Raw genomic sequence first — 359 nt, forward strand, 5'->3', positions numbered from 1 at the left:
TTTGACCCCACAGGGCCATCTGTTGGTGCCGGCGGAGAAATTACCGGATTTTCAACCGGACAGGCTTACACTGTGACTGCAACTAATACAGGAGGGTGTACTTCCACACCTTCTGATTCGTTTACTGTTCAGGCTGCACTGGATGCGCCGGCGCAACCTACCGTGTCAGTCGTTGATGCAACTTGTGGTGTCCCGGGAAGCGCAACCATTTCCAATTACAACAGCGACTACACTTATACATTTAACCCCACAGGGCCATCTGTTGGTACCGGCGGGGAAATTACAGGCTTTTCATCCGGACAGCCGTACACCGTTTCCGCAACAAGTACCGGCGGATGTACTTCGGAAGTTTCGGCTCA

At 52.6% G+C, this 359-nt stretch carries 1 protein-coding gene; it reads left to right on the forward strand.

Going from position 1 to position 359, the window contains the following annotated elements; translation table 11 throughout:
- Positions 1–359: hypothetical protein (locus tag K5G00_RS29615; protein WP_238770274.1), on the forward strand; the 359-nt coding region annotated here is incomplete at both ends.

The organism is Maribellus maritimus, from assembly GCF_022267315.1.
Lineage (GTDB): Bacteria > Bacteroidota > Bacteroidia > Bacteroidales > Prolixibacteraceae > Draconibacterium > Draconibacterium maritimum.